Genomic DNA, 26543 nt, shown 5'->3' on the forward strand with positions numbered 1-26543 from the left:
CGGCGACGGCAGTGCGCTACGCCGATTCCGTGGCCGCGGTCGTCCGCAACTCGCTCGCTCGCGATCGAGCCTGCGAGATCACTGCCGGGCGGGCTTCGAAGGAGACGAGGACGTCCTCGTCGCCGTAGGTGACGTCCTCGACGTTCGCGTTGTCGTGGATCCAGGAGACGAGGCTCATCGTGTCGTCGGTCATCGGCAACACGAGCCGTTCGCGCTCCCAGTCGGGGAGTTCCCGATCGACCCGATCGAGAAGTTCGTCGACGTTCGTCCCCTCCCGGGCGCTCACCGCGACCGGGTTCGGAGCGAGCGCCGAGAGCGCGTCCCGCTTCTCCGCAAGTTCGTCCTCGTCGACCGCGTCGATCTTGTTTAGCACCGTCACGATCGGCGCCTCGTTGCGTTCGTAGAGGGTGTCGTGACAGGTGACGAGTTTCTCGTGGATCTCGTCGACGTCCTCGCTGACGTCGACGACGAGCAGGACGAGATCAGCCCGGTAGACCGAATCCAGCGTCGACTTGAACGACTCGACGAGCCAGTGGGGTAGGTCGCTGATGAACCCGACCGTGTCGGTCACGAGCACGTCCCGGGGGTCGATGTCGGCCCGACGAGTCGTCGTGCCGAGCGTCGTGAACAGCTGGTCCTCGGACTCGGCCGTCGGGTCGAGGTCCGGGTGGAGGTCCTCGTTCGCCTCGACGTCGAGGTCGTCGGCGAGCCGTCGCAGCAGCGTCGACTTCCCGGCGTTGGTGTACCCCGCCAGCGCGACGAGGTCGAAGCCGGAGTCGCGGCGGCGTTCCCGCCGCTGCTCTTCGGTCCGCTCGATCCGCTCGAGTTCGTCCCGAATGCGGCTGATCTGGTCTTTGATGTCCTGCTCGCGGCTCTCGTCGTACTCGCCCAGCCCCATGAACCCGGGGTGTTCGTCGCGCTTCGCGAGACTGGTCTTTGCCTCGACGCGCGGCAGTTCGTAGCGGAGTTCGGCGAGTTCCACCTGGAGCTGTGCCTTTCGGGTCTGGGCGCGCTGGCCGAAGATCTCGAGGATCAGCGTGAACCGATCGATCACTTCGACGCCGTCGGGCAGGAGCCGGCCGAGGTTGTACGTCTGGTACGGGCCGAGTCGATTGTCGAAGACGACCGTCGTCGCGCCGGTCTCCGCGACCCGATCGGCGAGTTCCTCGGCTTTCCCTTCGCCGAGCTGGAGCGCGGCATCGGCCGTCCGCGACTGAGTCACTTCGTCGACCACCTCGTATCCGGCGGCCCGAGCGAGGTCGCGAATCTCGCTCGTGTCGGGGGCTCCCGAATCGACCCGCTTCGCGATCACCGCCTTCACGGGCGATCACCCGCGGACAACTCGAACCCCGTCCGGCGGACGCGTCGCTGGTCGACGACGTCTGGTTCGCTGTCGATACGCCTGATCGTCTTCGTGGCACCAGTCACACACCGGCGGCTTCGAGGATCGCGGGGACCTCCAGCGGACTGCGACACGACGTTACGGTCGGTGGAGATGCCGGTCAGTCACCTCCGTTGAACGGCCGACGCTCATACGTCGCCGTACGCGCCCGACCGTCTTGAATCCCGTGCACGGCGCGCTCCGGCGATTCGATCGGAATCCGCCGCCGTCTCGCGTTCGACTGCCGACAGAACTATCACGAGGCGCGATTGTCCGCTAATCACAACAGTCAAGATCCTAGTCGCTAACCTCCGAGCGTGATGATCGACGTCGATCCGACGACGCTCAGCAGCGGGCTACTCGCGGCGGCAGCGCTCGGGGGCTGTCTCGGGTTCGGGACGAAACGACTCGCGAAACCCCTCGCGATCATCCTCGCGATCGAGTTGATGATCGTCCGGTACCTCGAGTCGGTTGGGATCGTCGCCGTCGACTGGCGTCGACTCGCCGCCGCGTTCGTCGGCTCCGGCGGAGACGCGGCGGTCGCGGCCGGATCTTGGGCCGGACCCGTCCTCTCGGTCCTGTCGATCGGCGTCGGCTTCGTCGGCGGCTTCCTGATCGGCTACCACCGCGGCTGAGCGGACCGTCTGCGGTCAAAACGGGCGCGCGATCGCACCGATCCGCGATCGGTGTAGTCCCCGACAGACGAGGCCCCCGATCGACGACCCGACGGTCGCTACCGCGTCTTCAGATCGTCTTTGTCCTTGACGATCTCCGTCTCGGCCTCGCCGCTGGTATGCTCGTTGACCACGTCGTAGAAGTCGTTTTGCATCCCCGCAGGGAACGTGAGCACGCCGATCCAGGAGCCGTCCGGTTGCCACTCCTCGCGCTCGAGCTCGCCGAACTGGCGGATCTGCGCCTGCGCGCTGCCGGCGTACTCGGGCGGAATCTGGACCGCGATCGTCACCTCCTCGAACCGGATCGGAATCACCGGTCGCAGGGCGTCAAGGGCGTCGTCGACCTGCGTCTCCACCGGTTCCATCGGATCGACCGTGAATCCGGCCTCCTCGAGCGCGTTCTCGATCCGTTCGGGCGGGTGCGGCGCGTTGTCCATCTGCGGGTTGATCGCGTTGCGAGCGATCGTGTCGATCAGCTGTTTGCGCTTCTGTTCTTGCATCTCGCGGCGCTGCTCGGCCGTGATCTGGATCTCGCCGCGCTCGATCACCTCGGGGATGATCTCCAGCGGATCGGTGGTGTCGAAGACCGTCTCGAGGTCGTTCTCGGCGGGCCGATCGCCGCGCGCGGCATCCTCGAAGACATCTTCCGCGGCGATCGCGTCTTCGAGGTCGCCCTCGAACTCGCCGCGTTTGATAGCCAGCGCCGCGTCCGGATCGACCAGTACTTCGAAGCGCGCCCCGTGCGATTCGAGTCGCGCCGTCACCGCCTCGTCGAGGGATATCATACCCGGACGTTCCGCCCCCAATTTAAAGAGTGTTTCCCGACGGGGAACCGTTCACGCCGCGATCCGGTCCGGCCTCCGATCCGACCCGGCCTCGGGAACCGATCGACGGGCGACCGTGCGAGCGCCGGTTCGATTCCGATCGAACGCCGAACGACCGCACCCCGGAGGTGTCCCTCGGGCGGAACAGAGCGGTCCCGATGAAAAGACGCCACGACCGCTGGATGGCCGCGCGCGAGTCGCGCGAACCACCCCGGGCCGTCTCGATTACGGTGGTTACTCGTCGGGTTCGTCGTCCGTCGCGAGCAGGTCGTGCTCGTCGAGGTGGCTCTCGATCCGGTCGTAGTCGAAGTGGTCGAACGACTCCGTCTCAACGTCGACGGTCGCCAGCCCGACCTCGTTGGGGAGCAAGGAGCCGTCGTTGACCGACGCCAGCGCGTCGAGCGCGAGCGTGATGCCGCCGTCGAGGTCGGCTTCAGGGTCGTAGTTCTCCTCGAGGTAGTCCTGGAGTTCGCCGCGGTCGGCGCCGACGGCCAGCGCCTTCCACTCGTAGGGGGTCCCCGAAGGATCGGTCTCGAACAGTCGCGGTTCGCCGTTGTCGATGCCGCCGACGATCAGGGCGACGCCGAACGGGCGCGCGCCGCCGACCTGGGTGTACTGCTGGATGTGGTCGGTGACTTCCTTCGTCAGCGTCTCGACGCCGATCGGCTCGCCGTAGCGCAGGTGGTTGACCTGGGCCTGGCGGCGTGCAAAGTCGATCAGCTGGCGCGCGTCGGCGACGTGGCCGGCGCTCGCGATGCCGATGTGGTCGTCCGCCTTGTGGATCTTCTCGACGCTCGAGTCCTCGAGCAGCGGGGAGGGGACTCGTTTGTCGACGGCGAGGACGACGCCGTCGCTCGTTCGGACGCCGATGCTCGCCGTACCTCGCTTGACCGCCTCGCGAGCGTACTCGACCTGGTAGAGTCGGCCGTCTGGCGAGAAGATCGTGATGCCACGGTCGTACGCCTGCTGTTGGGCTTGTCCCTGCATAGTATCACGCTAAATCGTAATCGAGGTCTGTCGCGCCCGCGAACGCCTCATCGAGTCGCACGTCTGCAGATCCAGTTCGCACGACGGCGACTCGCTCCTCGTTCCCGAACACGACGTTTCTCTTGTCCGAATCTTGCCGGCGCCGCCCTAAATACTTTTCATTAGCGGCACGGATCGTGCCACTGATACCGCGGACCCGTATCCCGATCGGTTGGCCGTCGATCTCGTCGATGCAGGCGATCGCCGCCCGGGCCGGCTCCGTCTCACCGCGTCTGACCTTGACGATCGCCTCACCGACGCCGTCTACGAACGCAAACCGGACGACGGTCAGATCGGCGGCCGCGCTCCCCGGATCGCCGAGCAGGTTCTGGCCAGCGTACCAGACCTCGCGCTGGAACGCCCGCCGATCGATCGATGCATCCGGCCAACTCTCGAGTTCGACGGCGAGGTAGCGCCAGCGCGGACGCAGGTGTTTCGGGAGGTGTTTCATTCGTCGGCGCCTTCGTCGGTCACCTCGTCCGCGTCGGTCGGCGTCCGCTCGACGACCAGCACGCCGACCTGGTCGTGGACGCGCTCGACCGCGGTCAGCGAGAAGCCGGCGTCCGTGAAGGCGTCCGCGAGCACGCCGACGGTCGCGGGATCGTCCACCTCGGGATCGTAGAACGGTGCCGAGGGGTCGGGCTCGCCGAAGAACATCACGTCCCCGAGGACGAATTTGCGGGGTTCGAGGTCGGCGATGACCGCGATCGCCTCGCGTTTCTCGTCGTCCGAGAGGTGGTGCATGGCGAAGTTCGAGGTGACGACGTCCACCTGCCCGTCGTACTCCGGTTCCCTGAAGGTTCCCCGATCGAATTCGGCGTTGTCGACTCCCCGTTCGCCGGCTTTCGTTCGCGCTTCGTCCATCATCCCCTCGCTGATGTCGCGGCCGACGACCCGGTCGGCGTCGGGCGCGAGTGCGATCGCGATCGCTCCCGTGCCGGTTCCGAGGTCGAGGACGATATCGTCGCTTGCGGGCGCGGCGTGTTCGATCACGAGGTTCGCGCAGGCGCGGTACTCGTCGGATTTCGACTCGTCGTACTCGCCCGCTTTCTCGTCGAACCGGGCGGCGTGGTCCTCAAGGCTCTTCTTCATACCTGCCTCGTTCGACCCCCGGATCAATGAACGACTCGGACTGGATGCGTCGATTGCGCTCGGCCAGCCGACCCCACTCGGCCAGCCCACGCTCGATGAATTCGGCCGAGAGGCCGATCTGCTCGCCCACCGCTTGCAACTCCCGCGGTGCGCGCAGTTCGAGGTGCGATCGGGGCCCGGCGCTGACGACGTACGGCGCGTCGTAGTGGTCGACGAGCTCCGAGAGCTTGCGCAGCGACTGGATCGATCGCACTCGCCGCCCGCCGGCCGATCGGAGCACGTCGGAGAGGTCGAACTCCAGTCGGACGCCGTTCTCCGTGGCGGCCTTCACGATGACGTGATTGACGTCTCCCTGCCCGGCCATCGGCCGGGCGAGCACGTCCACCTTCTCGTTCTCGACGGCGAACCGGTTCAACGCGTTCGACCCCCCCTCGACCGCGACGATCGTCTCGGAACTGCGGTGGTTTCCGACCGCGCCGCTCGCCTGCCGGGGGTCGTCGGCCCGGATCTCGACGCCCTCGACGACGTCGATCCCGTACTCGTTGGCGATCCGATCGGAATCGTACGCCGCGGGCGAACCCCCGCGATTTCGCGCGATCACGCCCTCGAACCCGTACTCGGCCGCCGCCTTTGCGACTCTGGCGACCGTACTGTCCCCGTCGGGATAGGCGCGGATCGCTTCGTACATACTCGCGTCGAGGCGCGCGCCGGACTTGGACGTTGTGTCTTTTCGACCGGGAATCGGGGCGCGCGATCGACCTCGAGATGACCGGCGGCGGCGTCTACTCCTTCGGGACGCCGGGCGGGCTCGAGGGAACCCTGGCGGAGGCGTTCGACGACTTCGACGGCGCGATCTACCGATACGACGCCGACGCGGGGACGTGGGCTCTCGCCGACGGCGCCGACCGACTTGAAGCACTCGAGGCGGTCGTCGTCATACCCGAAACCGACGCGCGGGCGGTGGTCGACTTCCGCGACGAGACGCCGGCGCGGCCGACCCAGCGGACGCTCGAACCCGGCTGGCAGTTCGTGGCGCCCCGCAGTTACAATTCCGCGGAGGCCGCCTTCGACGCGCGGCGGACCCTTTCGGCGATCGATCTGCTCAACCTCTACGAACTCCCGAGGGGCAGCCCGCACTTCCCAACCATCCGAACGAGTTTCGGTTTAGCAGCTACGAATTCCAGGAGACCGAAGACGATCGGTTCGTCGGCGACGACTACGTCACCGAACAGCCCGTCAGCCCCTACGGCGGGTACTTCGTCTACGTGACCGAAGAGAGTACGGTCCCCGCTCGGGTCCCGAACGGCGTCACGTACGACGAACTCGCCGAAATGCTGGACCTGGATCAGCACGAGTGGTTCGGCGGTTTCGCCAGCTAATCGACGATGACCGGATACACGACACCACGGCGACGATGGGTTCGATTCGCCCTCGCGGGCGTCGTCTTCGTCCTCGCGTTCGCGGTCGCGCCTCCCGTCGCGGGGACGCCGCCGCCACCGCCGGCGGCCTACTACGGCGAGTTGACTGCCGACGGGGAACCGATTCCGGCGGGCGTAACCGTCACCGCGACGGTCGGCGGCGAGGTCCGCGGCGAACTCACGACCGCGGACGCGGGCCGCTACGGCGGCGCCGGCGCGTTCGATCCGAAACTGCAGGTCGACGGAACGACCGACGACGAGGGCGCGATCGTCCGGTTCTACGTCGACGGCGTCGAGGCAGATCCCACCGTCCAGTGGCACGCCGGCGACGTGCGGACGGTCGATCTCGACGTCAACGGGTACGAGATCGACGACGGGACGGGATCTCCGGGCGGTCCGGGCGGGTTCCACGGCGGCGATTTCGGCGGGGGAACGATCGGCGACGGTGACGACTCGAACGGATCCGCCACACCCCTGTCGGTCAGCGTCGCTCCGACGCCCGACAGCGGCGTCGACGTCGTCGTCCACGGCGCTCGAGCGGGCGTCTCCGCGTCGATTGCGGTCGACGGGGATGATGCCGACGGCCTCGCGCTCGACGGCCTGGACGTCACGCCGACCGTCGACGGGAACTTTTCGCTCTCCATCTCGGAGAGCCGGACCGCTCCCGCCGCCGGCGAGACGTTCTCGTCGATCGCGGCGGGCGAGCCGCTCGGCTACGTGGTCGTCGATCACACGATCGCCGACGGGGATATCGACGATGTCACCTTCCGGTTCCGCGTCGCCGACGCGCAACTCGTCGAGCGAGACCTCAGACCGGATGCGGTCTCGCTCTATCGGCTTCACGACGGGACGTGGACCGAGCTCCCGACGCGACACGTCGGAACGTCGCGGACGTTTCACGCGTTCGAGGCGGAGTCGCCCGGCCTCTCTGTCTTCGCGATCGCGCCTCGAGCGACCGACCGGACCGGCGAGTCGCCGTCGGAATCCGAGACCGAGCCTCCGTCCGAAGCGGACGACTCGCGGGGCGATCGAGCGTCCGACGGTGCGACGTTCCGTCGGTTCGCGGCCGCCGCGGGAGTCGGCGCGGTGATCGTCGTGACCGTGGCGATATACTGGTTCAAGCGCCGCCGCTGACGGCGTTCGCAGCCGCGATCGAACGGTTCCGAAAAACGAGCGATCGACCGAACGTACGGACCGCCCCTCGTCGAAAACTGTCGTCGACTAGTTGAGGATGCTCTGGGCGACCGTCGCGAGCTGGCCGTTGTCGGCCTCACGCAGTCGGTCGTCGCCGATTTTCAGTCGCAGGCGCGGACGGCCGACATCGATCGGGACCTTCTCGGTGTCGATCAGACCCATGTCTTCGAGCTTGGTCTTGGTGCGGGAGAACGTCGCCTTCGAGGCGATGCCGACGTCTTCGCCCCACTTGCTGATGTCGTACAGCAGGGCCTCGTTCTTCGCGGCGACCAGCAGCGAGATGGTAACTTCGTCGAGGCCATCGCCGTCGCCGCGGGCGGTCTCGAGCGAGTTGAGAATGGCGGTGAAGTCCTCTTCGGCGTCGGGGCTGATCTCCTCGGAGAGCGTATCGCGAACGCTCGAAATCGGCGGCGTTCGGAGGTTGAACGTGTCGGCGTCCTCCCAGCGGGCCGCGTACGTCTCGTAGGTATCCTCGACGAAGCTCTCGTCGTCGGTGACGAGGCCGCCGACGCGATCGCCGGCGTGCACGACGGCGATGACGCGATCTCCCGTGACCAGAAGCGAATTCTCCGGCGCCTCCTTGAGCGTGCGCAGCGCGAGCGCGTCCTCGACGATGAGATCGGCGGCGTTGGAAGCGACGATGAAGTCGTCCATAACCTCCTTCAGGGTGCGCTCGTCGGCGAGCATGTGGACTGCCGGAAGCGTGCCGTCGAACTCCGTTGCGACGGTCACGAACTCTTCGATAGCTTCTCGCGACGGGTTGACCATGTACACGTCTCCGCTCGCGTCCTCGAGCACGGACGCGAGGATATCGTCAATCTGATGATTGAGTAAATTCGAGGTCATGCCTATGCAGAAGTAAACGAACCCATATTACTTAATTTTGGTGGCCGTTTGCACAGGACAACTTCTCGTCTGGCCGACAAACCGGAAATTTTTGTCTCAAAAATCGTCAGACAACCAACGGGCCGGCGGATCTCGTGCAAACACATTGGAATAGTTACACGGTCGGTCGGGGTCGATTCGACCCGTTTCTTCCACACCGAGAAGCGTCATTCAAATGATGACAATAGATATATACTATCCGTTTGTTATTACACGATTGTATGGGTGTAACACGCAATCGGCTGTGGTGGGCCGTCCGTGATGCCGCCAACTACCATCGAATCGACCAACGACGAATCCCTGCGATGCGAGCAAAACGAGTCAGCACGTACGGCGGGCCGTGAGCGGCCGCTCACGGGTCGAAGTGAGACGACAGTTCTTTTGACCAGTAGACGTCCCCGTTGTAGATCACCGACGACTCCGATTCCGCGAGCAGGGACGCCAGTTCCGATTCGGAGAGCGTGAAGTTGGACTCGTTGCCACAGAGGTAGGCGTACTCGTTGTCCTCGGTGTGCGGGAAGTAGTACGAACCGGTCACCCGCGTCGAGTAGCAGTCGAACGTCACCAGGTACTCGTCGTCGCCGTCGTCGAGTTCGGCAATTCGCACGGTCGTCGGCTCTCCCTGAGTGAGCGAGTGCGTGCCGTCGCCGACCACCGCGTAGTCTTTGCCCATCATGATGCGCCGACGGGCGAGACACATCGCGCGTTCGATGCTGAATCCGTGAACGAGGAGTTTGGCGAACGTCGATCCCACCTTGACCGCGTGGTCGTTGAGCACCTTCGTAAACGTCACTGCGCCCGCGACGCTGCCCTTCTCGATCAGGGTCATCCCCTCGTAGAACGAGCCGCAGGCGTTCAGGAAGAACGTCTGGACGCCACACCGATCGAGGCTCGTCGTCGAGAGGTAGCCGTCGGGACAGCGGAGGCCGTCGGTTTCGCAATGGCCGATGTAGTGGACGAAATCGTAGTCGCTCTCGAAGACCCGGGCGAGCTCGCTCGTCCTGAGCGACTCCGTGACGGTGACGTCCATCGTCAGCTCCGTGGACCGCTGGCGGTAGATCTCCGCGACGTGGTCGTGCTCGCCGACCATCTCCGGATCGTTCAGGACGACGCAGATCGACGTGGCGTCGCTCGTTCGCTCGAGGTAGGACAGCCGGTTGCGGTAGGCTTCGGGCGCCGACTTGAAGACGTCGATCGGGACGCCGTCCGCGAGCCAGCCGTGGACCCGGCCGTTGCGGAGTTCAGGTTTGACGATATCGACCGACGCGACCTGGCCGGCGCTGGCGCGGCCGACCCTCGTCGGGGTGTTGCGGTAGAAATCTTCGAGCGAGCGCTCGACCAGCTCTCGACCCTGCAGCTCCGATGTTCGGGGCAGGTAAATCATGCTCATGCGATCGAGGAGGAACGGGAGCGTATCGACGTTGTCGCGGCTCGGCGTGACGTACGTCGAGAGGTGCCACTCCGGAAGCCGGTGTTCGATCGCCGCGTACGGAACGTCGAGGTACCTGTCGAGTCGCTCCTGCGGGGACGCGTCGTAGAGCTCGGCGGCGTCGAGTTCGAGCGCCTCGAGGAGATTCACTTCCGCGAGCGTGGTTCCGTACGGCCCCGCGTTGCGTGCCAGGCAGTCGAGGAAGAACGTCTTCCGGAGCAGCCGTTCGACGTCGTGCTCGAGGTCGGGAAGCGAAGCGAGTTCCGACTCGCGGCCGACGTCGGCGAGGCGGAGTCGCGGTCGCTCGCCGTCGTCGAGCCGCACCGCCGCCTGCAGGTAGTACGCGAGCGGCGCCGTAACGAACAGCGACTCGTACTCCGGCGGCACGTGCAGTTCGATTCCGGTATCCGGCGTGTCCGATCGGATGCAATCGGCGACCGCTAGGTCGTCGTTGCGTTCGATCAGCGGCGGGTGGCCCCTGAGGGTCGGATACGTTCGATCCGGGCCGGTGGTCTTGTGCGAGGAGGCGAGGTGAGAGATCGCGGTCGCGAGTCCGTCGGGCGTGTCGGGAACCGCGATCGTCCCGGCCGGAAGTTCGTGGCGACTCCGGAATCCGAGGATCGTCCGGGTCCGCTCGGGAAACGTGACGACGGTCGACTCGAAGTCGTCGGTCTTCTCGACCGTTGCGGCGCCCGAGAAGCGCAGGTACGCCTTGATCTCGGTGTCGATATCGAGGATGTACTCGCCGGGCGGCAACGAGAGCGGTGCGCCCGCAGGATCGAGTTCGTACCGATCGGACGAGCCGAGCGAGAAGGCGTAGACGACGGCGTGGGGGAACCGAAGCTCTTCCGCCGTCACCACGACCGTGTCGTCGACGGGTCGCGGAACGTCGGGACCCGATCCGTCGACGAGGAGGTTCGTCCCGCGAACCGACAGCTCGGCGTTGTCCGCGTCGGTCACGTGGAGGGTTCCGTCGCCAACCTCCCACTCTATCATTCGATGTGCTACATCTCACTCCGACAAGTTAGATGTATCGGGTGAACAGAAAAAACAAATCACAACAGAGGACCAGTTGCTGGGGCGATCGACCCGGGTGCGGCGCGCTGTGACGGAGCGTGGAATCGGACGCTTCCGCCGTCGATGTAGTGGCTCGACTTGCCGGGGAAGGCTACACTTATACGGTCGGCAGACCGCATTTCGCGCATGGAACACGAGCACGTCCGGAACGTCGATCCCGCCGTCGCCGACGCTCTCGAAGGTGAGGTCGATCGCCAGCGAAACGGCTTGCAGATGATCGCGAGCGAGAACCACGTCAGCGAGGCGGTCCTCGACGCGCAGGGCAGCGTCCTCACGAACAAGTACGCGGAGGGCTATCCCGGGTCGCGCTACTACGGCGGCTGCGAGTACGCCGACGAGATCGAACAACTGGCGATCGATCGCGCCACGGAGCTGTTCGGCGCCGAACACGTCAACGTCCAGCCCCACTCGGGCACGCAGGCCAACCAGGCCGTCTACTTCGCGATGCTCGAACCGGGCGACAAGATCCTCTCGCTCGATCTGACCCACGGCGGCCACCTCAGCCACGGCCACCCGGCGAACTTCGTCGGGCAGCTCTACGACGTCGAGCAGTACGAGGTCGACCCCGGGACGGGATACCTCGACTACGAGGGCCTCGCCGATCTCGCCGAGGAGTTCGAACCCGACGTCATCGTCTCGGGCTACTCCGCCTACCCGCGCGAAATCGACTTCGAGCGCGTCCAGGAGACGGCCGACGAGGTCGGCGCGTACCACCTCGCGGACATCGCGCACATCACCGGCCTCGTCGCCGCCGGCGTCCATGAGTCGCCGGTCGGCGTCGCCGACTTCGTCACCGGGTCGACCCACAAGACCATCCGGGCCGGCCGCGGCGGCATCGTCATGACGACCGAGGAGTTCGCAGACGACATCGATTCGGCGGTCTTCCCCGGCGGTCAGGGCGGCCCGCTCATGCACAACGTCGCCGGCAAGGCCGTCGGCTTCAAGGAGGCCCTCCAACCCGAGTTCGAGGACTACGCCGAGCAGACCGTCACGAATGCGAAGGCCCTCGGCGAGCGCCTCTCCGAGAACGGCTTCTCGCTGGTCTCCGGCGGGACCGACAACCACCTCGTGCTCGTCGACCTGCGGGAGAGCCACCCCGAGACGTCCGGCGGCGACGCCGAAGAAGCCCTCGAAGCGGCCGGTATCGTCCTCAACGGGAACACCGTCCCCGGCGAGACCCGATCGGCGTTCGACCCAAGCGGCATCCGCGCCGGCACCCCCGCCCTGACGACCCGCGGCTTCGACGAGGACGACTGCCGCCGCGTCGCCGATCTGATTACCCGGGTCGTCGACGCCCCCGAAGACGAGTCCGTCATCGAGGAGGTCCGCGAAGAAGTGCGGGCGCTCTGCGACGAGAACCCGCTGTACGAGTAAGACTGGCACAACGATCGGCGGTTTCTGCGTTTTTTGTCCTCCAAGTAGCGGACGCTGTCACTCGCCGGCACGCGTCTTATCAGACGACTCCCTGTACGATCGTCCATGTCCAAGCGTCCGATAGGCACGACGACCGACGACGATCGGCTTCACGAACTCCGGGAGACGGCGGAGACGGCCGCGTCGACGTTCGCGATCGACGTCTCCGCGCTCGCGGATCGAATGCGGGCCAGGCCCGGCGATCCGATCGATTGGGCGGTCGACGACGACGCGCGCGAGAAGTTCCCGATGCTCGTGACGAGCGCGATCGATGAACGCGCGACGGGCGACGCGCCGCACGCGCGGCGACTCCGGGAAGAGGGCGAGGCCGTCGTCGCACCAGTTCCGGACCCGCTGCTCGACGCCGATCCGCCGGACGGAATCGGCCTCGACCTCGACACCTACGAGCCGGATCGGGGGCTCCTGTTCGAAGCGATCACGACCGACGAGACGATCGGGTTCGTCCCGGTTCGGTTCCGCGACGGCGAGCCGTTCGCCGCCGAACCGCTTCCGGGGGTCGCCGAGGACAGCGATCCGGTCGCGGAGGAGACGATCAGACACGAGTCGGACCGCGATCCCGCGCCACAAGCCAAAACGCTGGACGCGCCGATCGACCCCGACCTTCTCGAGGAGACGATCGCCGAACTCGACGCCGATCGGTCGACGGTTACGGCCGCCCTCGAAGCGATCGAGCGACAGGAGTTGGCAGGGACGGGCGATCACGTCGCCGACAGGCCGCCGTTGTCGGTGGACGATCGAGCCGTCTGCTTGCTGCCCGACGACGCGTGGACGGATCGGCTGGCGGAAGAACTCGAAGCGGCGTCCGTCGACCTCACCGACGACGCGCTCCGGGCGGCCCGCGAGATCCACGAGCGAGAGGCGATGCGGCTAGCCGAGGCGGCCGGCAAACGCGACTACTACACTCCCTCGACCGAGTACGCCGCCGTCGTCACCGCGGAACGCGAGACGGCGGAGTGGGAGGTCTCGGAGCCGGGAACCAGTCGGTGAGTCGGCGATCCGCGGGACGAGGCGATCGGAACCATCAGCGCGTCTCGCGGTCGCGGACGGGACGAGGATTCTCGCAGAGTATGGTCGATCGCGTCTGTCCATTGGTTTACCCACGTACGTGGATATTCTACCGACATCCGGAGCGGAAGTGAGCACGAATCCGAGGGTTGATTAGCCTCGCGACCACCCTCTCGAGTGATGACCGAGATCATCGACGGCAACGCCGTCGCGAGCGAGATTCGCGACGACCTGACCGACGCGATCGAGACGCTCGCCGCCGCGGGCGCGCGACCGGGCCTAGCGACGGTGTTGATGGGCGACGACCCCGCCAGCCAGACCTACGTGAACATGAAACGGCGGGACTGCGAGGAGGTCGGCATCGAGAGCCACCACGTCGACGTCGCCGGCGACGCGCCGGCCGAGGACCTGTACGGCGCCATCGCCGACCTCAACGAGGACCCCGACGTTCACGGCTACATCGCCCAGGCGCCCGTTCCGGACCACGTCGACTACCGCGAGGTCATCCGCCGGGTCGATCCCGCGAAGGACGTGGACGGCTTCCACCCCGAGAACGTCGGCCGCCTCGTCGCCGGTGACGCCCGCTTTCGTCCCTGCACGCCTCACGGCATCCAGAAGCTCCTCGAGTCGGCCGGTGTCGACCTCGAGGGGGCAGACGTGACGATCGTCGGCCGATCGGACATCGTCGGCAAGCCGCTCGCCAACCTCTTGATCCAGAAAGCCGACGACGGCAACGCGACCGTGACGGTCTGTCACTCGCGAACCGACGATCTCACCGCGAAGACCCGGAACGCCGACGTCGTCGTCGCCGCGGTCGGCGTCCCAGAACTCATCGACGGCTCGATGATCGCCGAGGGAACGATCGTGATCGACGTCGGCGTCAACCGCATCGAGGCCGACACAGAGAAGGGGTACGAACTCGTCGGCGACGTCGAGTTCGAGAGCGCGGCGGAGAAGGCCGGCGCCATCACGCCCGTTCCCGGCGGCGTCGGTCCGATGACCCGGGCGATGTTGCTCTACAACACCGTTAAGGCGGCGAGCCTACAGGAAGACGTGCCGGTCGAGCTCCCCTGAGGACGGCGCGATCCGATCGAGTTTCCGGTCCGGACCGGCGATCGCGACGCTCAGCGGCCGACCTCGAGGCCGTCCAACCGTTCTTGCGCGCGGGTGAACGCGAACTCGTCACCGCGGAGGCCGTTCGTCAGATCGCGCGTCGCCTCGACGAGCCGTTCGGCCAGTCGCGGCTCGACGTCGCCGTCCAGCATGCGGATTCGGGTGACGTGCTCGCCGAGCGTCTCGAGCGCGCTCCGTTCGGCGGTCGTCAGCGATCGGTCCTCGGCCCAGGTTCGGACGTCGCGGCGGTACTCGCGGATGGCGTTCGCGTACGCGAGTCCGCGCGGCCCGCGTAGGGCGGGTGGGACCTCGTCCGTGGCGGGGCGTCCGCCGTCGTCAGCGTCGCGCAGCAGCGAGAGGAAGTACAGTTCTTCGGTTTCGTCGAGGCGCATCTCGCGACCGACGACGTCGGCGACGTGAAGCAGTTCGCTCGCCGCGAGGTAAGTATCGTCGAGATCGCGGAGGTTGCCGGCGTTGACGAAGCCCCGACGACGGATGTACTCGCGGCACGCCTCGCGGGCCTGCGCCGCGAGGTCCTCGGTCGACTGCTCGTCGATCGCGTTCCGGACGGGCGTGAGGTCGAACGCGACCTGCAGATCGGTGTGTTCGGTCCGGTCGTCGATCCCGACGCTGCGGAGGCTTCCGCAGGCCGGACAGCCGACGCTGCCGGTCTCGTAGTAGGACCACCTCGTCCCGCACTCGGTACACTCCCGCTCGCCCCTAATTTTCATATGCGCGTGTAGGGGCCGATCGCCAAAAGGCCCACCGCACCGCCGCACACAACCGCGGGTAGAGATGTCGGGGAACGCCGTCGGTGACCCGACCGTCCCGGAATCGTACGATCGAACTGAACTGTTTCGACCGTTTCAGCCGAGATGATCGGTTTGGTTACCGTCACGGACGGTGACACGCTGTGCAATAGGTGATTAACAGGTAGCATCTGCAAGCCACAGTCAGACCAAACGGACCGTACAACGAGGATATATGTCCCATCGAAGACTGGACAGACGGACGTTCGTTGCAGCAGCGGGTAGCGCAAGTGTGCTCGTTCTCGCTGGCTGTACCGACGGTGCAACCAATGGCGATGGCTCGGGAGGATCCGGCGACGACGGGTCGGGTGACAACGAGAGTGACGGTAACGAGACGGGAGGCGGAACGGGTGACGAGACGTACACGCTCACGGTGACCGTCGAGACCGAAAACGGCGAGCCGGTCGAAGGTGCGACCGTTCGACTCATGGAAGCCAATGCGGCCGAGACGGGTGACGGTGGAGCCGGGAACGAAACCGACGCCGGCAACGAGACGGAGGGTGGAAACGAGACCGGAGACGGAATGGGCGGGAACGAAACCGAAGACGGAATGGGTGAGGGCGGAAACGAGACCGGAAACGAGACCGGAAACGAGACCGGGAACGAGACCGGAAATGAGACCGGAGGCGGAGGCGCCGGCGCCGGCGAACTGACCGAAGAGGAAGACGAAACCGACCAGGAAGGCCAGGTCGAGTTCGACGACCTCGAGAACGGCGAATACACTGTCACCGCGGAACACGAAGAGGGAGAAGCGGAGGACAACGCCGAGATCGATGGCGGCGACGAGGAAGTCACCCTGACGCTCGGTGCCGGAGGGGCGGGCGGAACCGGCAACGAAACGGAGAACGAGACGGAGAACGCAACCGAGGTCTGAGAACCGACGCTCCCCGCCGAGCGACTGACCGAGCGCGATCGGTTCGCGCGCCGCGTCGAAACCCGACCTCCGAATCGGGGCCGCCGGTGCGACCCGATCGCCGTCTGGTCATGGTTTTGCGAGCTGCCGTCAGATTTTTCGAGCGATCGATCGAACCGTTCCGAACGCGGACAGGTCGTCGTTCGAGCGCGATTCGTGTCAATTGGCGAATTGTTTTCGGGAAAAAGTCGCACTTACGATCGAAACGTTACGCGCCGTATCGAGCGATCGGACGCCTTCGATTCCAATGCGCGACTAGCGATTTCGACGGGGGACGTTTTTTGCCTCGGCGGGACGAATGACCGCGCATATGCGCGACGAAGAAGAAATCCGCGAGCAGTACGAGTTCCTCACGGAGCACCTCGAGAGTGACGAGATGCGCCACGACGGTGTCAGGGAGATGTTCACGTACTACAAGCGGGCGATCGGCTGGGTACTCGAAGAGGAACACATCTGAGTACGTGTAAGGGAACGGGAATTATCCCCGGCGGTGTCGACACATTTAAGTACTGTCAGCAAAATCTAACACGTGACGCTTCGCTTGGAGGGCCGAAGCGTCAGCGGGGACCAATTCAGGGCGGCAAGCGATCGCGTGACACTTTTCCCGTCACGCGATCTGCTTTCCTGTTTACTCTACTCGACACGGAGCGACGGCACCGATCGTTTCACCGGATTCTCTCCGGTTACGGACGATTCTCACCGTCGCCGTTTCCGTTGATAAGTATCCAAAGAGGTATTCTCTGTACTGTAAACATGAATCTGGGGTTATGTATATGCGCGCGTCGTATCCGTCACTGACGTTATCATTTGAAAGCGGTCGAAACGACTCTCCCGCGATAGTAATAGCCCTGTTTCGATCGAAACAACCCGATAGCCTTATTAAAATTCGACAGTAAGTTCAGGTGGTACTTTCCCAATGTACGACCTGACAGGATTCCAGCGTGACTTGCTCTACGTCATCGCTGGCGAGGAGGAGCCCCACGGACTGGCGATCAAAGAAGAACTCGAGCAGTACTACGAGAAGGAGATTCACCACGGTCGACTGTACCCGAACCTCGACACCCTCGTCGACAAGGGACTGGTCGAGAAGGGACGACGCGACCGCCGGACGAACTTCTACACCCTCACTCGGCGCGGTCGCCGAGAACTCGAAGCACGCAGGGAGTGGGAGTCCCAGTACGTCGACCTGTAAGGCGCGGTCGCGTCGCGATCGATTATCACGCCGGTGGGCCGGTAGCCGGACTCCTCGTGAGCGTCGCTACCTGGGTGTGCTTCGAGACGCTACGGCGACTCGACGTCGCTATTGCTGTTCCGTTTCTCCCTATCGTCCCCGCCGTCGGCTGAAGCGCCGAATCGCGCGATCGTCGAGGAGACCGTCGCGGGTGCGCCGTGGGTTCTCGGACTCGGACGATCGACTCCGAGTGCGAGTTCCGTCCGCGGAAGCGGCGATCGGAGTCGGCGTCGGTGGATCGCCGATAGTCTCTCGCGCCGATGAGCCGCCGCCTCGCCGTCGCGGTGCGCACCGTCGCGATGGTCGCGACGAAGCGGAACTTGCAAGCTAGCCGGCTATCGGTTCAGCGCGACTCCGAGCCGGTATGTCCGCCGAGAGCCACGGTGCGGTACAGTTCGCGAAGGGAGTCGTGAGCGGAATTCGAGAGAAGAACGTACCGTTCATGGCCGCCAGCATCGCCTATCAGGCGTTCATTTCGCTGATTCCGATGCTCGTTCTCGTGTTCTTCCTCGTCACGGTCGTCGGCGACGAGGGCTTGGCCACCCAGGTCACCGCCGCGACCGAGGGGTTTCTCCCCGAGAGCGGGCAACTCCTGCTCGAGAGCGCGATCGAGGACTCGCCGGCGACCGCCGGGTCGTCGATCATCGGCCTGGTCGTGGTCCTGTGGGGATCGCTGAAGATCTTCCGCGGGCTCGACACCGCGTTCTCGGAGATCTATAACTCGGCGACCGAGAACTCGTTCGTCGAACAGCTTACGGATGCGATCGTCGCGCTCGGCGCGATCGGGCTGGCGCTGCTCGCCGCGGGCGCGGCGAGCGTCGTGTTCGCCTTCTTCCCCGACAGCCTCTTTATCGGACTGCTGAATCCGATTCTGCTCGTCGTCGGCCTCACCGTCGCCTTCCTGCCGATGTACTACCTCTTTCCCGACGTCGACGTGTCGATCCGGGACGTGGTGCCGGGCGTCGTCGTCGCGGCGATCGGCTGGGCGATCCTCCAGTCGCTGTTCCAAGTGTACGTGGCGATCGCGAGCGGCTCCGAATCCGCGGGTCCGGTCGGCGCGATCCTGCTGGTGCTCACGTGGCTGTACTTCGGGGGCCTGGTCCTGCTCACCGGCGCGGTCGTCAACGCGACCTACACCGGTCACATCGATCGCGACGACGCGGTCACCGGGAGCGCGACCGGCGTGGGGGACTCGTCCGAACGGGGCGCTCTCCCGACCTCGGTCAAACGGGAGCGCGACCGACTCGCCGAGCGAGCGTCGGCGCTCGCTCGCGAACGAGACAAACTCCAGCAGGATCTGGCGGTCCAGCGGGAGCGTCGATACGAACTCGAAGACCGCGTCGATCGCCTCGAACGGCGGACCAGGGAACTCGAACGCGAGAACGAGGCGCTCCGGGATCAGGTCGAATCCCGCCGCAAACCCCCGTGGAATCGGGCGCTTCGGAGGCTCCTGGCGCGGGTCGACCGCCTGCGGGTCGGAACGGTCCAGAGTCGGAGCGAGTAAGCCGGCGACGACCCGGCCGGAGAGGCGGGACACATTAGTACGTCGGCGTTCCAGCACAAGCCGTGTCGCATCCGGTACGGGACGCGCGCCGTCGGATTCAGGAGGAACACGCCGCGATCGTCGACGCGATCGATCGCTGCGCGGATCAGGTCGCGGCACCGTGGGATACCTCGCGGACGACCGACTCCGAGCGGGTGGTCCGATCGCTTCGGGCGGGCCTCGAATCGAGCGGCGCCCTCGAGCGGCTGCCGATCGTGCTCGCGGATGCGGTCGCCGCGGCGGGCGCCGAGCTCCCGGCACCCCCCGTCTCGGCGCCGCCGTACGTCGTCGTCACGAGTCGCGGGCCCGTCCTCCGGGCGACGATCGGCGCCGGGCGGCTGGTGATCAGGTTCGACGTCTTCGACGTCGTCCGCGATCCGGGACCGGCTTACCGGCGGCGCAACGGCGTCAAAATCGAGGTCTCACTCGAGTAGTCGGATGCGATCGACCCGTCACGTCCGGAACCGGTCATCAGTACGATTTTTCTCCGCGGAGCGAACAGTGGGTGACGATGCATCCGCGCGCAGCCACTTTCGCCGAGCGAGCACGGGAGTGCTACGGGTTCGACCCCGCCGTCGAGGAGTTTCCCGAAGGAACGAAGACCGCGGCCGACGCCGCCGCGGCGGTCGGCTGTGACGTCGCCCAGATCGCCAGTTCGCTGGCGTTCGACGTCGACGGGACCCTCGTCGTCTCGGTCACGAGCGGGGCGAACCGCGTGAGCGAAGCCGCGCTCGCCGAGGCGTTCGACGCCCGGGCCGACGCGGTCTCGATGGCCGACGCCGATCGGATCAAGGAGACGCTGGGATGGTCGATCGGGGGCGTCCCGCCCTTCTGTCACGACGAGTCGGTTCCGATCGTGATGGACGAGACCCTCCTCGGCCACGAGACCGTCTGGGCGGCCGCCGGGACGCCGGAAGCCGTCTTCCCGATCGTCCCAGACGAACTTCGGCGGTACGCCAACGCGCGTCCGGCGCCGGTCACCGAGTGACCCGCTCGCCGTTCGAGTCGCGGCGAGCGGTTCGGGGTCCGCGATCGGACGGTGTTAACAACGACACCCTGTCACTGCGCCAGTTGTTGTTAACCGAAGGCGCCTTGGCAGACACGAGTTAATAATAATATCGAATAAGATAATAACTCTTTTAGCCAGTGGCTCGTATGGACGAGTATGAAGCTGACACGACGATCGGTGCTACAGGGCAGTGCGGGGGCGCTCGCGGCGGGCAGCCTCGCGGGCTGTCTCGACGACGTTGCGAGCGGGGCGGACGGCGTCGAGACCGGGTACGCCGCCTTCTTCTCGCTGTGGGACTGGACCCGGGAGGTGGCCGGGGACGAAGCCGACTTCGAGAACCCGGTTCCGATCGGCGAGATGGGCCACGGCTGGGAACCCGAGGGGGACCTCGTTCGAGATATCGCCTCGAACGACGCGTTCGTCTATCTCGATACGCCCGAGTTCTCCTGGGCGCAGGACGCGGCGGAGACGCTCGAGGCCGACTACGATACCGTCGCCGTGATCGACGTTCTCGCGGGGCTCGAGGGCGAACTGCTCGCCTGGAATCACGACGGCGCGGGCGAGCGCGACGAGCACGGGGAAGGCGGCCATGGCGATCACAATCACGAGCACGACGAGGGGGGCGAACACGATCACGGGAACATCGATCCGCACGTCTGGGTCGATCCGGTGCTCGCACAGGACCTCGTGACCAATATCGCCGACGGTCTCGCCGACGCCGATTCGGACGCCGCCGACGCGTTTGCGGACAACGCCGCTACCTACAACGATCGACTCGCCGGGATCGACGAGGAGTTCAGCACGCTGATCGACGACGCCGATCGCGACGTGGGCGTCCTCGCGGGCCACAACTCCTACCAGTACCTCCAGGTCCGCTACGGGTTCGAACTTCACTCGCCGATCGGCGTCTCGCCCCAGGACGAGCCGAGCCACGACGAGATCTCCGGCACGATCGAGCTCATCGAGCAGGAGGGGATCGACACGATCCTCTACGATCGGTTCGCGGCGCCCGGCGAGGGCGATCTGCCGCCGCTCGCGGCGACGCTCGTCGAGGACAGCGCGGCGACCGACGCCGTCCCGGTCACGCCGATCGAGGGGACGCTCCGGAAGTGGGCCGACCAGGGGTGGGGATACGTCGAGCAAATGCAAGAGATAAATCTCCCCGCGTTCAGAGACGCACTTGGAGCACAGTGACTTCCGTCGTCTCACTCGAAAACGTGACGTTCGCCTACAGCGACCAGCCGGCCGTACGAGACGTCTCGCTGACCGTCGAGGAGGGTGACTTCCTCGGGCTGATCGGCCCTAACGGCTCGGGGAAGACGACCCTCCTGCACCTCATGCTCGGCCTCCGCAGCCCCGACGAGGGCTCGATCGAACTGTTCGGCCGGCCCGTCGACGAGTTCGACGCGGGCGAGCGCATCGGCTACGTCTCCCAGCAGGCGACGAACCGGGGCGGAACGATGCCCGTCACCGTCCGCGAGGCGGTGACGATGGGCCGGTTCGCCCACGCGGGGCTGTCGCGGCTGACCGACGACGATCGCGAGGTCGTCGACGAGGCGCTCGAGACGGTGAACATCGCCGAGCTGGCCGATCGGCGGATCACCGACCTCTCGGGCGGACAGCGCCAACGCGTGTACATTGCCCGGGCGCTCGCCTCCGAGGCCGACCTGCTCGCGCTCGACGAGCCGACGGTCGGCGTCGACGCCGAGTCTCGGGACGCGTTCTACCGGCTGCTCGACTCGCTCAACGCGTCCGGGATCACGATCATCCTGATCGAACACGACATCGGCGTCGTCACCGATCGCGCCGATCGGATCGCCTGCATCAACACGGAACTGTACCACCACGGCGACACCGAGTCGTTCGTCGACAGCGACGCGCTCGCCGAAGCGTACGGCTCGACCGGACAGGTCGTCCACCACCACCACTAATGACTTCGACGGCCGCACTCTCCGGATCCACGAGATACCGACTCGAACTCGCCGGCGTCGCGCTCACTGGGCTGCTGGCAGTCGCGATGGCCGCGCTGCTCGTCGTCGACTGGCTGCGGGCGTACCCGCTCGTCGCGCCGGTCTACGAGCAGCTCCGGTTAGCCGGCTGGCTGCTCGACGACGTCCTCGGGACGAACGTCTTCTACCACCCGTTCATGTGGCGATCGTTCGCGACCGGCGTCTTCGTCGGCGTCGTCGCCCCGCTGGTCGGCACCTACCTCGTCCACCGCGAGATGGCGTTGATCGGCGAGACGCTCGCCCACACGGCGTTCGCCGGCGTCGCGATCGGCCTCCTGTTCAGCGCGACGACCAGCTGGAGCGGGTCGCTATTGCTCGTTGCTCTCGTCGTCGGCGTCCTCGGCGCGCTCGGCGTCCAGTGGCTGGCCGAACGAACTGACACCTACGGCGACGTCCCGATCGCGATCATGCTCACCGGGAGCTTCGCCGTGGGCACGCTCATCATCAGCTACGGCCGGGGCCTGACGGGGATCAGCATCGACAACTTCCTGTTCGGGAACCTCTCGATCGTCACCCCCTCCGGCGCCCGGATGATGGCCGTTCTCAGCCTCATCGTCGTCGTCGCGGTGCTGGCAACCTACAAGCAACTGCTCTTCATCACGTTCGACGAGCAGGCCGCCCGCGTCGCCCGACTCAACGTGACGTGGTACAACACCCTCCTGGTCGTGATGACGGCCATCGTCGTCGTCGGCGCGATGCAGATCCTCGGCGTCATCCTCGTCGCCGCAATGCTCGTCGTGCCCGTCGCGGCCGCGACGCAGGTCTCGAACAGCTTCCGCGAGACGCTGTACCTCTCGATCCTGTTCGGCCAGCTCTCGATCGTCGGCGGCTTCGCGTTCTCGATCTCACAGAGCCTCCCCGCCGGCGGCTCGATCGTCGTCGTCGCGATCGCGATCTACCTGCTCGCCGTCCTCGCATCCGGCCGATCGGCGACGGCGCTGTCGATGCACTGATCGGCCGACGCCGTCCGGACGACGTTCCGTTCCGGTATCACCGCCTTCTGGGAGTAAGCTATACGCTTAACCGGAGCCTCCGACAAGGTTCACTCGATGGGACGGTTATCCGAACTATTCGACCCCGAGACCGTCGGCGTGGTCGGCGCGACCGACCGCGAGGGGGCCGTCGGTCGGGCGATCGTCGAGAACCTGCGCGATGAGTTCGCAGGGACGGTCGTCCCGATCAACCCAAACCGGGAGGTGGTCCTCGGGCTCGAGTGCTATCCGGACGTGACGAGCGCGCCGGCGATCGACCTCGCGGTGGTCGTCGTCCCGCCCGACGCCGTGATCGAGACACTCCGCGAGATCGGCGAGGCGGGGACGCGACACGTCGTCGTGATCACCGCGGGGTTCTCCGAGACGGGCGGCGAGGGAGCGGACCGCGAGCGCCGGCTCCGCGAGGTCGCCGAGGAGTACGATCTCGCGGTCGTCGGGCCTAACAGCCTGGGCGTGATGGCGACCGACGTCGGCATGAACGCGACGTTCGGTCCCGAGAGCGCGCTCGACGGCTCGATCTCCTTTATGAGCCAGTCGGGGGCGTTCATCACCGCGGTCTTAGACTGGGCCAACGAGCAGGGGATCGGCTTTCAGGACGTCGTCTCGCTGGGCAACAAGACCGTACTCGACGAGACGGACTTCGTCCGCGAGTGGGGTGACGACCCCGACACGGACGTCATCATCGGCTACCTGGAGGGGATCGACGACGGCGGTGAGTTCGTTCGGACGGCCCGCGAGGTCGCCAACGACACGCCGATCGTCCTCGTCAAATCCGGCCGGACGGACGCGGGCGCGCAGGCCGCGTCGTCGCACACGGGCGCGATCGCCGGCAGCGAGCGGGCCTACGAGGCCGGCCTCGAACAGGCCGGCGTCATCCGCGCTCGATCGGTCCAGGAGCTGTTCGACTACGCGCGCGCGCTGTCGGGACTTCCCGAACCCGAGACCGACGGCGTCGCGGTCGTCACGAACGCGGGCGGTCCCGGCGTGCTGACGACCGACGCGGTCGGCGACTCGACCCTGAAGATGGCCGAGTTCACCGACGAAACGATCGACGCGCTGACCGAGGCGATGCCCGAGGAGGCCAACGTCTACAACCCGATCGACGCGATCGGCGACGCCGACGTCGATCGGTTCGGCGAGGCCCTCGATCTCGCGCTGGCCGATCCGAACGTGGGCAGCGCCGTCGTCGTCAGCGCGCCGACCGCGGTGCTCGAGTACGACGTTCTGGCCGAGACGATCGTCGAGAAGCGCGACGACCACGACAAACCCGTCGTCACCTGCCTGATGGGCGGCACACGCGCCCGCGCCGCCGAGGAAGCGCTCCGGGAGGTCGGCGTCCCGAACTACTTTGACCCCGCGCGCGCTGTGGCCGGCCTGGACGCGCTCGCTCGCTATCGAACCGTCCGCGAGCGAACGGCCGACGCCCCCACCGAGTTCGACGTCGATCGGGAGCGAGCCCGCGGGATCTTAGAGCGCGCGGCCGAGCGAGGTACCAATCGACTCGGCGTCGAATCGATGGCGCTGCTCGACGCCTACGGCATCCCGACGCCCGAGGGCGAGATCGTCGACGATCCCGATCGCGCCCGCGAGGTCGCGAAAGCGATCGACGGCGAGGTGGTGATGAAGATCGTCAGCCCCGACATCACCCACAAGTCCGACATCGGGGGCGTGAAGGTCGGCGTCGAGGACGAAAACGTGTACGACGCCTACGAGGATCTCGTCTCCCGGGCGCGCAACTACCAGCCCGACGCGACGATCCTGGGGGTACAGGTCCAGGAGATGCTGGATCTCGACGCCTCGACTGAAACCATCGTCGGGATGAACCGCGACCCGCAGTTCGGGCCGCTGTTGCTGTTCGGCCTCGGCGGTATCTTCGTCGAGATCTTGGAGGATACGTCGGTTCGAGTGGCCCCGATCGGCGAGACCGAGGCCCGAGAGATGGTCGACGAGATCCAGGCCGCGCCGCTGCTGCGCGGCGCCCGGGGCCGGGATCCGGCGGACGTCGACGCGGTCGTCGAGACGCTCCAGCGGCTCTCGCAACTGGTGACGGACTTCCCGGCGATCCTCGAACTCGACGTCAACCCGCTCGTCGCGGGGCCGGATGGCGTACGGGCGATCGACCTCAGACTCACCCTTGATACGGAGGAACTATGACCGACGCAGATACGACCCACGACACCCACGACACCCACGACAGTACGAGCGACGCGAGCGACGGCGTCGAGACCGTCCTCGTCGGTTCGCTCGAGGAGAGCACGGGCAAGACGGCCGTCACGCTGGCGCTGGCCGGACTCGCCGCGAGCGAGGGTGACAGCGTGGGCTACATGAAACCGAAGGGGACCCGGCTGCAGAGCAACGTCGGCAAGACGCTGGACGAGGATCCGATGCTCGCGCGCGAACTGCTCGACCTCGACGCCGAACTCCACGACCTCGAACCGATCGTCTACTCGCCGACGTTCATCGAGCAGGCGATCCGCGGCCGCGAGGATCGCGACGAACTCCGCGATCGCGTCCGCGAAGCGTTCGAGTCGCTCGCCGACGGCCGCGATCGGATGTTCCTCGAGGGCGGCGGCGATTACGAGGTGGGCGGCATCGTCGACCTCACCGACGCGGACATCGCGGAGCTGCTCGACGCGCGCGTGGCACTCGTCGCTCCCTACGAGGTTCCCGGAGATATCGACGCCGTCCTCGCCGCGGCCGACGCCTTCGGCGATCGACTCGACGGTGTCCTCTTCAACGACGTCCCCGACGCGGCCTACGATCGACTCGAGACCGATGTCGTTCCGTTCCTCGAAGACCGGGACGTCACCGTCTTCGGCGTGCTGCCGAGCGAACGACAGCTGTCCGGCGTAACCGTGGCCGAGCTCGCGGACGAACTCGGCGCAACGCGACTCGTCGATGACGGGGACGACGTCTACGTCGAACGGTTCACCGTCGGGGCGATGGGGGCCGACAGCGCGCTGCGTCACTTCCGACGGACGAAAGACGCCGCGGTCATCACCGGCGGCGACCGCGCGGAGATCCACACGGCCGCCCTCGAAGCGCCCGGCGTCAAGTGTCTCATCCTGACCGGCGGCCACCGCCCGTCGGGCGCGGTCCTCGGTCAGGCGGCCGAGAAGGACGTTCCCGTCCTGGCCGTCCGGACGGATACGCTCACGACCGTCGAACGGGCCGAAGACGTCGTCCGGAGCGGGCGAACGCGGAATGCGGCGACGGTCGATCGCATGCAGACGCTGTTGACCGACCACGCCGACGTCGACGCGATCCTTCGGTAACGACCGCCGTTCGGCGGCCGTCGCGCTCTCGAAGGATTCCGCGCCGAAACGCGTCCGCCGATCGGCGGACGAATCGCAGGCTGGTCGGAATATCGATATTCGTCGCACGAAATAGTTCCCAGGGAGCCAATCCGGGCAAATCGGCCGCCCCGGAACCGAGCCGGTTGTCAGAGGCACCCCGGCAGCAGGTACTTCACTCTCTATACCTAT

The 26543-nt window shown here is 66.3% G+C and carries 26 protein-coding genes; 17 read left to right on the forward strand and 9 right to left on the reverse strand.

What is annotated here, in order from left to right:
* Window positions 1–16: 16 nt before the first annotated feature.
* Complete coding sequence (hflX, locus tag MUH00_RS15885) at window positions 17–1321, reverse strand: GTPase HflX (protein WP_247000228.1); 1305 nt, start codon at window positions 1319–1321, stop codon at window positions 17–19.
* A gap of 380 nt (window positions 1322–1701) precedes the next feature.
* On the opposite strand from hflX, the gene MUH00_RS15890 reads away from it, so the two are divergent.
* On the forward strand, window positions 1702–2016 hold the full coding sequence (locus MUH00_RS15890; RefSeq protein ID WP_247000230.1) for an FUN14 domain-containing protein: 315 nt from the start codon (window positions 1702–1704) through the stop codon (window positions 2014–2016).
* Window positions 2017–2114: 98 nt separating this feature from the next.
* Here MUH00_RS15890 and MUH00_RS15895 read toward each other — a convergent pair whose 3' ends face one another.
* From MUH00_RS15895 to MUH00_RS15915, 5 genes are all read right to left on the reverse strand, one after another.
* Window positions 2115–2840, reverse strand: a complete 726-nt coding sequence (locus tag MUH00_RS15895; RefSeq protein WP_247000232.1) for a ribosome assembly factor SBDS — start codon at window positions 2838–2840, stop codon at window positions 2115–2117.
* A gap of 273 nt (window positions 2841–3113) precedes the next feature.
* Complete coding sequence (psmA, locus tag MUH00_RS15900; RefSeq protein WP_247000234.1) at window positions 3114–3866, reverse strand: archaeal proteasome endopeptidase complex subunit alpha; 753 nt, start codon at window positions 3864–3866, stop codon at window positions 3114–3116.
* Window positions 3867–3870: 4 nt separating this feature from the next.
* Window positions 3871–4356 (reverse strand): Rpp14/Pop5 family protein, encoded by a 486-nt coding sequence (locus MUH00_RS15905; RefSeq protein ID WP_247000237.1) that lies wholly within the window; start codon window positions 4354–4356, stop codon window positions 3871–3873.
* A complete protein-coding gene (locus MUH00_RS15910; RefSeq protein WP_247000238.1) occupies window positions 4353–4997 on the reverse strand; it encodes a class I SAM-dependent methyltransferase in 645 nt (214 codons plus the stop codon). The genes MUH00_RS15905 and MUH00_RS15910 overlap by 4 nt, the downstream gene beginning before the upstream one ends.
* A complete protein-coding gene (locus MUH00_RS15915; protein ID WP_247000241.1) occupies window positions 4981–5685 on the reverse strand; it encodes an RNase P subunit p30 family protein in 705 nt (234 codons plus the stop codon). Before MUH00_RS15915 ends, MUH00_RS15910 begins: the two co-directional genes overlap by 17 nt.
* A 32-nt stretch (window positions 5686–5717) precedes the next feature.
* Between MUH00_RS15915 and MUH00_RS15920 the strand changes: the two genes are divergently transcribed.
* Together MUH00_RS15920 and MUH00_RS15925 are read left to right on the forward strand one after the other, a co-directional pair.
* Window positions 5718–6266, forward strand: coding sequence for a hypothetical protein (locus MUH00_RS15920; protein WP_247000243.1), 549 nt, complete (start codon window positions 5718–5720; stop codon window positions 6264–6266).
* Between the two features lie 116 nt (window positions 6267–6382).
* On the forward strand, window positions 6383–7549 hold the full coding sequence (locus tag MUH00_RS15925) for a PGF-pre-PGF domain-containing protein (protein WP_247000244.1): 1167 nt from the start codon (window positions 6383–6385) through the stop codon (window positions 7547–7549).
* An 87-nt stretch (window positions 7550–7636) separates the two neighbouring features.
* On the opposite strand, the gene tbsP is transcribed toward MUH00_RS15925, so the two are convergent.
* Complete coding sequence (tbsP, locus tag MUH00_RS15930; protein ID WP_247000245.1) at window positions 7637–8455, reverse strand: transcriptional regulator TbsP; 819 nt, start codon at window positions 8453–8455, stop codon at window positions 7637–7639.
* Between the two features lie 391 nt (window positions 8456–8846).
* On the reverse strand, window positions 8847–10919 hold the full coding sequence (locus MUH00_RS15935) for a hypothetical protein (protein WP_247000246.1): 2073 nt from the start codon (window positions 10917–10919) through the stop codon (window positions 8847–8849).
* 207 nt (window positions 10920–11126) lie between these two features.
* Here MUH00_RS15935 and glyA point away from each other — a divergent pair, with 207 nt between their 5' ends.
* The 3 genes from glyA to MUH00_RS15950 all read left to right on the forward strand — a co-directional run bounded on the left by glyA (window position 11127) and on the right by MUH00_RS15950 (window position 14513).
* Window positions 11127–12374 carry a serine hydroxymethyltransferase gene (gene glyA, locus MUH00_RS15940; RefSeq protein ID WP_247000247.1) on the forward strand — a complete coding sequence of 416 codons (1248 nt, stop codon included), beginning with the start codon at window positions 11127–11129 and terminating at the stop codon, window positions 12372–12374.
* Between the two features lie 105 nt (window positions 12375–12479).
* Window positions 12480–13421 (forward strand): hypothetical protein, encoded by a 942-nt coding sequence (locus tag MUH00_RS15945; protein WP_247000248.1) that lies wholly within the window; start codon window positions 12480–12482, stop codon window positions 13419–13421.
* Window positions 13422–13619: 198 nt separating this feature from the next.
* Window positions 13620–14513: a bifunctional methylenetetrahydrofolate dehydrogenase/methenyltetrahydrofolate cyclohydrolase gene (locus MUH00_RS15950; protein WP_247000249.1), complete on the forward strand. Its 894-nt coding sequence runs from the start codon at window positions 13620–13622 to the stop codon at window positions 14511–14513.
* Between the two features lie 50 nt (window positions 14514–14563).
* Here MUH00_RS15950 and MUH00_RS15955 read toward each other — a convergent pair whose 3' ends face one another.
* Window positions 14564–15283 carry a DUF7117 family protein gene (locus MUH00_RS15955; RefSeq protein WP_247000250.1) on the reverse strand — a complete coding sequence of 240 codons (720 nt, stop codon included), beginning with the start codon at window positions 15281–15283 and terminating at the stop codon, window positions 14564–14566.
* A 310-nt stretch (window positions 15284–15593) separates the two neighbouring features.
* On the opposite strand from MUH00_RS15955, the gene MUH00_RS15960 reads away from it, so the two are divergent.
* The 11 genes from MUH00_RS15960 (at window position 15594) to MUH00_RS16010 (ending at window position 26333) form a co-directional block, all read left to right on the forward strand.
* Complete coding sequence (locus tag MUH00_RS15960; protein WP_321576074.1) at window positions 15594–16235, forward strand: hypothetical protein; 642 nt, start codon at window positions 15594–15596, stop codon at window positions 16233–16235.
* Window positions 16236–16584: 349 nt separating this feature from the next.
* Window positions 16585–16731: a hypothetical protein gene (locus MUH00_RS15965; protein WP_247000254.1), complete on the forward strand. Its 147-nt coding sequence runs from the start codon at window positions 16585–16587 to the stop codon at window positions 16729–16731.
* A 459-nt stretch (window positions 16732–17190) separates the two neighbouring features.
* Window positions 17191–17466 (forward strand): PadR family transcriptional regulator, encoded by a 276-nt coding sequence (locus tag MUH00_RS15970; protein WP_247000255.1) that lies wholly within the window; start codon window positions 17191–17193, stop codon window positions 17464–17466.
* A gap of 403 nt (window positions 17467–17869) precedes the next feature.
* A complete protein-coding gene (locus MUH00_RS15975) occupies window positions 17870–19009 on the forward strand; it encodes a YihY/virulence factor BrkB family protein (protein WP_247000256.1) in 1140 nt (379 codons plus the stop codon).
* A 62-nt stretch (window positions 19010–19071) separates the two neighbouring features.
* Entirely contained in the window at window positions 19072–19482 is a 411-nt protein-coding gene (locus tag MUH00_RS15980) for a DUF7988 family protein (protein WP_247000258.1), read from the forward strand.
* Between the two features lie 77 nt (window positions 19483–19559).
* The gene (locus tag MUH00_RS15985; protein ID WP_247000261.1) at window positions 19560–20036 is read left to right on the forward strand and encodes a YbaK/EbsC family protein; all 477 of its coding nucleotides are present in this window, start codon (window positions 19560–19562) and stop codon (window positions 20034–20036) included.
* Window positions 20037–20213: 177 nt separating this feature from the next.
* Complete coding sequence (locus MUH00_RS15990) at window positions 20214–21251, forward strand: metal ABC transporter solute-binding protein, Zn/Mn family (protein ID WP_247000263.1); 1038 nt, start codon at window positions 20214–20216, stop codon at window positions 21249–21251.
* Window positions 21248–21988, forward strand: a complete 741-nt coding sequence (locus MUH00_RS15995; RefSeq protein WP_247000266.1) for a metal ABC transporter ATP-binding protein — start codon at window positions 21248–21250, stop codon at window positions 21986–21988. The genes MUH00_RS15990 and MUH00_RS15995 overlap by 4 nt, the downstream gene beginning before the upstream one ends.
* Window positions 21988–23019 (forward strand): metal ABC transporter permease, encoded by a 1032-nt coding sequence (locus MUH00_RS16000; protein WP_247000268.1) that lies wholly within the window; start codon window positions 21988–21990, stop codon window positions 23017–23019. The genes MUH00_RS15995 and MUH00_RS16000 overlap by 1 nt, the downstream gene beginning before the upstream one ends.
* 96 nt (window positions 23020–23115) lie before the next feature.
* Window positions 23116–25212 carry an acetate--CoA ligase family protein gene (locus tag MUH00_RS16005; protein ID WP_247000284.1) on the forward strand — a complete coding sequence of 699 codons (2097 nt, stop codon included), beginning with the start codon at window positions 23116–23118 and terminating at the stop codon, window positions 25210–25212.
* Window positions 25209–26333 carry a phosphotransacetylase family protein gene (locus MUH00_RS16010; protein WP_247000286.1) on the forward strand — a complete coding sequence of 375 codons (1125 nt, stop codon included), beginning with the start codon at window positions 25209–25211 and terminating at the stop codon, window positions 26331–26333. The genes MUH00_RS16005 and MUH00_RS16010 overlap by 4 nt, the downstream gene beginning before the upstream one ends.
* Window positions 26334–26543 lie beyond the last annotated feature (210 nt).

This window comes from Halosolutus gelatinilyticus (assembly GCF_023028105.1).
GTDB lineage: Archaea > Halobacteriota > Halobacteria > Halobacteriales > Natrialbaceae > Halosolutus > Halosolutus gelatinilyticus.

Coding starts and splice junctions, on each gene's coding strand:
- MUH00_RS15890 (WP_247000230.1), top strand. CDS start 1,702: ATGATCGACGTCGATCCGACGACGCTCAGCAGCGGGCTACTCGCGGCG.
- MUH00_RS15895 (WP_247000232.1), bottom strand. CDS start 2,840: ATGATATCCCTCGACGAGGCGGTGACGGCGCGACTCGAATCGCACGGG.
- psmA (WP_247000234.1), bottom strand. CDS start 3,866: ATGCAGGGACAAGCCCAACAGCAGGCGTACGACCGTGGCATCACGATC.
- MUH00_RS15905 (WP_247000237.1), bottom strand. CDS start 4,356: ATGAAACACCTCCCGAAACACCTGCGTCCGCGCTGGCGCTACCTCGCC.
- MUH00_RS15910 (WP_247000238.1), bottom strand. CDS start 4,997: ATGAAGAAGAGCCTTGAGGACCACGCCGCCCGGTTCGACGAGAAAGCG.
- MUH00_RS15915 (WP_247000241.1), bottom strand. CDS start 5,685: ATGTACGAAGCGATCCGCGCCTATCCCGACGGGGACAGTACGGTCGCC.
- MUH00_RS15925 (WP_247000244.1), top strand. CDS start 6,383: ATGACCGGATACACGACACCACGGCGACGATGGGTTCGATTCGCCCTC.
- tbsP (WP_247000245.1), bottom strand. CDS start 8,455: ATGACCTCGAATTTACTCAATCATCAGATTGACGATATCCTCGCGTCC.
- MUH00_RS15935 (WP_247000246.1), bottom strand. CDS start 10,919: ATGATAGAGTGGGAGGTTGGCGACGGAACCCTCCACGTGACCGACGCG.
- glyA (WP_247000247.1), top strand. CDS start 11,127: ATGGAACACGAGCACGTCCGGAACGTCGATCCCGCCGTCGCCGACGCT.
- MUH00_RS15945 (WP_247000248.1), top strand. CDS start 12,480: ATGTCCAAGCGTCCGATAGGCACGACGACCGACGACGATCGGCTTCAC.
- MUH00_RS15950 (WP_247000249.1), top strand. CDS start 13,620: ATGACCGAGATCATCGACGGCAACGCCGTCGCGAGCGAGATTCGCGAC.
- MUH00_RS15955 (WP_247000250.1), bottom strand. CDS start 15,283: ATGAAAATTAGGGGCGAGCGGGAGTGTACCGAGTGCGGGACGAGGTGG.
- MUH00_RS15965 (WP_247000254.1), top strand. CDS start 16,585: ATGCGCGACGAAGAAGAAATCCGCGAGCAGTACGAGTTCCTCACGGAG.
- MUH00_RS15970 (WP_247000255.1), top strand. CDS start 17,191: ATGTACGACCTGACAGGATTCCAGCGTGACTTGCTCTACGTCATCGCT.
- MUH00_RS15975 (WP_247000256.1), top strand. CDS start 17,870: ATGTCCGCCGAGAGCCACGGTGCGGTACAGTTCGCGAAGGGAGTCGTG.
- MUH00_RS15985 (WP_247000261.1), top strand. CDS start 19,560: ATGCATCCGCGCGCAGCCACTTTCGCCGAGCGAGCACGGGAGTGCTAC.
- MUH00_RS15990 (WP_247000263.1), top strand. CDS start 20,214: ATGAAGCTGACACGACGATCGGTGCTACAGGGCAGTGCGGGGGCGCTC.
- MUH00_RS16000 (WP_247000268.1), top strand. CDS start 21,988: ATGACTTCGACGGCCGCACTCTCCGGATCCACGAGATACCGACTCGAA.
- MUH00_RS16005 (WP_247000284.1), top strand. CDS start 23,116: ATGGGACGGTTATCCGAACTATTCGACCCCGAGACCGTCGGCGTGGTC.
- MUH00_RS16010 (WP_247000286.1), top strand. CDS start 25,209: ATGACCGACGCAGATACGACCCACGACACCCACGACACCCACGACAGT.